This window comes from Enterovirga sp. (genome assembly GCF_028290205.1).
Classification (GTDB): Bacteria; Pseudomonadota; Alphaproteobacteria; order Rhizobiales; family Beijerinckiaceae; genus Enterovirga.
This window is the reverse complement of sequence record NZ_JAQGKF010000040.1, coordinates 1-3,639: the sequence shown is the minus strand read 5'-3', so window position 1 is coordinate 3,639 and position 3,639 is coordinate 1. Positions and strand designations below refer to the sequence as shown.

Sequence of the window (3,639 nt, the reverse complement as noted above, 5' to 3'; positions counted from 1 at the left end):
CGCGACAGGTCTCGAAAGCCCCGATCTGGTTCACGGCGCAGCCCTCCCGGTTTGTTTCCCGGGCCGCATCATAGCGGATCGGCGCGGCGGCGCAGCAGGCGCGCGCAGGCCGGCGCGGCCCGCCGGGTCATTCCCAGAAGGCGGGCAGGCTTTCGGTGAGGGTCGGACCGACCCGCACGGCCGCGGCTCGGACAGCAAGGCCGGTCGCGTCGTCGGTCTCGACCGCGAAGCCGCACAGCGTGCCTTCGCCGGTCGCGACCTCGGCGCGGGCGCCCGGCACCTTCTCGATGAAGCGCCGAATGGGCTCCTCGCGCTGCAGCCCGAGGATGGATTCGTAATCGCCGCACATGCCGGCGTCGGACAGGTAGGCGGTGCCGGCCGGCAGGATGCGGTGATCCGCGGTCGGCACGTGGGTGTGGGTGCCGACCACCATGGAAACGCGGCCGTCCAAGTTGTAGCCGACCGCCTGCTTCTCGCTGGTCGCCTCGGCATGGATGTCGACCAGGATGGCGTCGGCGACCTGCGCCAGGGGGCACAGCCCGACCTCCCGGTCGAGCGCCGAAAAGGGGTCGTCCAGGGCCTCCATGAACAGCCGGCCGAGCGCGTTCACGACCAGGAGACGGCGGCCGTCGCGCAGATCGACGAGGTTGGCGCCGCGGCCCGGGGTGCCGGCCGGGAAGTTGCACGGCCGGATCAGCCGCGGCTGGCGGGCGATGAAGACCAGCGCCTCGCGCTGGTCCCAGGAGTGGTTGCCGAGCGTGACCGCGTCGGCGCCGGCGTCCAGAAGCTCCGCGCAGATCGCCTCCGTGATGCCGAAGCCGCCGGCCGAATTCTCGCCGTTGATGACCACGGCATCGAGCTGCCAGCGCTCGCGCAGGCCGGGCAGGCGCTCGGTCACGGCCCGCCGGCCGGGACGCCCGACCACGTCCCCGAGAAAGAGGATGCGCATCAGGCCGCTCCGCCGGGCGCCGGGCGGATCACCTCGCGCTCCGTCACAATCAGATCCAGCCGCCGATCATGCGGGTCCTGGGGCACGTGGTCGATCTCCTGAACAGCAAAGGCGAGCCCGACGGTGCGCAGCGGATGCCGGCCGGAGAGGGTCGCGATGGCGCGGTCGAAATGGCCCTTGCCATAGCCCAAGCGGCCGCCGCTGCGGTCAAAGGCGCAGAGCGGCACCAGCAGCACGTGCGGAAACACTTCGGCCGCGTCGGGGCCGGGCTCCTGCACGCCGAACCCGCCATGGACCAGCATGTCGCCGGGCCGCCATTCGCGCCAGGACAGGTGAGGGTGGATGATCTGGGACAGGGCGACGATGCGGCCCCGCTCGGCCAGCGCCGTCATGATGGGTCGCGGATCGACCTCGCTGCGCATCGGCCAATAGCTGCCGACCGGCTCCGCGTCCGCCACCTCCGGCAGGGCCAGCGCCAGGGCGGCGATCCGGTTTGCCGCCTCGGACCTCCAGGCCTTGTCCAGCGCATCCCGGCGCGCGAACCCCTCCTGACGCAGGCGAGCCTTCAGGGTGTCGGTGTCGGAAGCGGTCATGGGGAAAAGTGCGGAGCCACGAGAGCCGTTGGAAATCGATCCCGGGAACCTACAACGTAGGTGGGAGCCGTGTTGGCCAAGACCACGGTCGAGACCAGGGACAGCCCCCTTTGAGATCGATAAGGCCCCGGGGATAATGTCTCCTGACGCGCCCCGCAGCCCCGCCTCCGGGATATAGCGACGGGCAGGGCCCTTCGCCAGCCCCCGCCTCCGGGCGTTTCCCGGGGGACCTTGCGCGGCCCGGAGGCGCGCGGCAGGTTCGACCGGACGCGGCCGGCCCCAGTACGCCGCTCCCTCCCCAGCCCTCCACCGGATCAGACCACAGATGCCCTCAGGCGACCGCCGGCCCGCCCTTCTCAACTTCGCCAGCGACAATGTCTGGGGCGCGAGCGAGCCCGTGCTCCGGGCGCTGGTCGACGGTAATGCGGGCCCGCTGCCCTCCTATGGCGCCGACCCGCTGACCCGGCGCCTTGCCGATGCGTTCGCGGCGCTGTTCGAGCACGAGGTGGCCGTGTTCCCGGTTGCGACCGGAACCGCCGCCAATGCGCTGGCGCTGTCGGCCGCGCTGTCGCCGTTTGGTCTGTGCGTGTGCCATGAGGAGGCCCACGTCATCGACGACGAATGCGGCGCGCCCGAATTCTTCGCCGGCGGGGCCAAGCTGCTGGGGCTGCCCGGCACCGGCTGCAAGCTCGATCCCGAGCGGCTGGCCGCCACCCTCGACGGACTGCCCCGGCACGAGAAGCAGATGCCGGCCGAGATCGTGTCGATCTCGCAGGCGACTGAATCCGGCGTCGTCTACCGGCCCGAGGAGATCGCGGCGCTGTCGGCGGTGTGCCGCGCGCGCGGTCTTGTGCTGCACATGGACGGGGCGCGCTTGGCCAACGCGCTGGTGACGCTCGGCTGCTCCGCCGCGGAGATGACCTGGCGGGCCGGGATCGACATCCTGTCCTTTGGCGGCACCAAGAACGGCTGCTTGGCGGCCGAGGCCGTGATCTGTTTCGACCCGAAGCTCGCCCGCACGCTCGGCCAGCGCCGCAAGCGCGGCGGCCACACCCTGTCCAAGGCTCGCCTCATCGCCGCGCAATTCCTCGGCTACCTCCAGGACGACCACTGGCTGGCGAATGCCCGCCAGGCGAACGCGATGGCGGGGCGCCTGGCCGAGGGGCTGCGGCACGTGCCCGGGATCCGGCTGGCCTGGCCGACCGAGGCGAACGAGGTGTTCGTCATCCTGCCGGACGAGATCGACCGCCGCCTCCGTCAGGCGGGCGCCGTGTTCCATCCCTGGTCCGGGCGGGCGCTTGCGCCGGAGACCACCGTAGGGCCCGGCGAAAGCCTGGCGAGGCTCGTGACCTCCTTCGCGACCGAGGCGGACGACGTGGACGCGCTGCTGCGGATCGCGGCGCCGTCCGGCGGGATCGGAACATGACCGAAACGTAACGGTGCCGCCGCAGGCCCGCCCTATTCGGCAGTCACCCTGGCCGTGAATTGAGCGACAGGTTCAGCGATGTTCCGACCTTTCCGCCTCCTGGCCTCGACGGCTGTCCTGGCCGGGGCTGCAGCGGCGCCAGGGCCCGCCGAAGCGCAGTATTACGGCGGCTACGGCGCGCCGGGCTACGGCTACTACAACGCCCCGCCGCCGGCCGCGCCGTTCTACGGTCCGAGCCCCTATGGCGGGCCGCGGCTCATGAGCTCGCGCCAGGTCGTCGATCGGCTGGAGGACATGGGCTACGACGTGATCGGCCGCCCGCATTTCTCGGGCACCCTCTACACGGTGGATGCGAGGGGGCCGGGCGACGTTCGCCTGCGGCTGGTGGTCGACGCGGTGCGGGGCGCGATCCTGAACCGAACGGTTCTGGGCGGGCCCGGCTTTCGGGACTTCGAGGAGGACGACGACGAAGACCGGCCGACGCGGCGCTACGGCGACCTCCCGGCCGAGGCCCTGCCGTACGATCCGCGCCCGCGCCGCCGGCCCGAGATCGACGTCGATTCCAGGCCGCGCGGCCGCGAGGCGGCCCGCACGCCGGACGAGCCGGTCCGGCCCGGCCGCGCCTTGCCGCCACCGACTGATCCCCGCCTGGCGCCGGGCGCCCGGACGGA

At 72.1% G+C, this 3,639-nt stretch carries 3 protein-coding genes, 1 other RNA gene and 1 pseudogene; 2 read left to right on the top strand and 3 right to left on the bottom strand.

Annotated elements, in window-relative coordinates:
- Positions 1-127: 127 nt before the first annotated feature.
- From JWR86_RS02995 to ssrS, 3 genes are all read right to left on the bottom strand, one after another.
- Positions 128-949 (bottom strand): TIGR00282 family metallophosphoesterase, encoded by an 822-nt coding sequence (locus JWR86_RS02995; protein WP_299560543.1) that lies wholly within the window; start codon positions 947-949, stop codon positions 128-130.
- Entirely contained in the window at positions 949-1,542 is a 594-nt protein-coding gene (locus tag JWR86_RS02990) for a 5-formyltetrahydrofolate cyclo-ligase (protein ID WP_299560541.1), read from the bottom strand. Before JWR86_RS02990 ends, JWR86_RS02995 begins: the two co-directional genes overlap by 1 nt.
- Positions 1,543-1,551: 9 nt before the next feature.
- Positions 1,552-1,707: non-coding RNA, 6S RNA (gene ssrS / locus JWR86_RS02985), on the bottom strand.
- A 160-nt stretch (positions 1,708-1,867) separates the two neighbouring features.
- Between ssrS and JWR86_RS02980 the strand changes: the two genes are divergently transcribed.
- Both JWR86_RS02980 and JWR86_RS02975 read left to right on the top strand, forming a co-directional pair.
- Positions 1,868-2,968 carry a low specificity L-threonine aldolase gene (locus JWR86_RS02980; protein ID WP_299560539.1) on the top strand — a complete coding sequence of 367 codons (1,101 nt, stop codon included), beginning with the start codon at positions 1,868-1,870 and terminating at the stop codon, positions 2,966-2,968.
- 78 nt (positions 2,969-3,046) lie between these two features.
- A pseudogene (locus tag JWR86_RS02975) lies at positions 3,047-3,639 on the top strand (hypothetical protein); the annotation flags it as partial.

Bases quoted from the DNA above. Each gene is read 5' to 3' on its own strand.
- JWR86_RS02990 (WP_299560541.1), bottom strand. From the start codon at position 1,542: ATGACCGCTTCCGACACCGACACCCTGAAGGCTCGCCTGCGTCAGGAG.
- JWR86_RS02995 (WP_299560543.1), bottom strand. From the start codon at position 949: ATGCGCATCCTCTTTCTCGGGGACGTGGTCGGGCGTCCCGGCCGGCGG.
- JWR86_RS02980 (WP_299560539.1), top strand. From the start codon at position 1,868: ATGCCCTCAGGCGACCGCCGGCCCGCCCTTCTCAACTTCGCCAGCGAC.